Here is a 565-nt window from a genome sequence, read left to right as displayed (position 1 = left end):
CGGCAAGTGCTCACATTGAATTACCTGATCGACCAGAGCAAAGACTGTTTGGGTCTGTAGCTCAGTTGGTTAGAGCGCACCCCTGATAAGGGTGAGGTCGGCAGTTCAAGTCTGCCCAGACCCACCATTCTCGAGCCTCGACCGGGCCTGTCGCTCAGTTGGTGAGAGCGCGCCCCCGGAAGTGCTGTCAAGAGAAGGGTGAGGTCGCCGGGTTTATTTCAAGTCTGCCCAGACCCACCAAATTTGCGTGATACGGCGTTGCTTCGAACCTCGCATAGCAGGCTATGCGTCGCATCGAAGCGCCTTGTCTCACACAAATTGCTTTCGGGGCCATAGCTCAGCTGGGAGAGCGCCTGCCTTGCACGCAGGAGGTCAGCGGTTCGATCCCGCTTGGCTCCACCACTTTTCTCGTGAAAGTCCAGAAGAGCTCAGCTGGGAGAGCGCCTGCCTTGCGCGTCAGGTGGTCGCGCCGGGGTCGCGCACGACTTCGATCCCGCTAGGCTCCACCACTTTCCTTGGAAAGTACTGAAGGAGCTCAGTTGGGAGAGGCGCCTGCCTGGCACGT

At 59.1% G+C, this 565-nt stretch carries 2 tRNA genes; both read left to right on the top strand.

The annotated features are described in order from the left end of the window. The first annotated feature begins 50 nt into the window (after positions 1 to 50). Positions 51 to 127 (top strand) — tRNA-Ile (locus GFD32_RS15810). 199 nt (positions 128 to 326) lie between these two features. Further along, a tRNA-Ala gene (locus GFD32_RS15805) sits at positions 327 to 402 on the top strand. The last annotated feature ends 163 nt before the right edge of the window (positions 403 to 565 follow it).

The sequence above is a fragment of the Halomonas faecis genome (genome assembly GCF_010993975.1).
Classification (GTDB): Bacteria; Pseudomonadota; Gammaproteobacteria; order Pseudomonadales; family Halomonadaceae; genus Halomonas; species Halomonas faecis.
The sequence above is the reverse complement of the archived record's forward strand: the minus strand, read 5'-3'. Positions and strand labels throughout refer to the sequence as shown.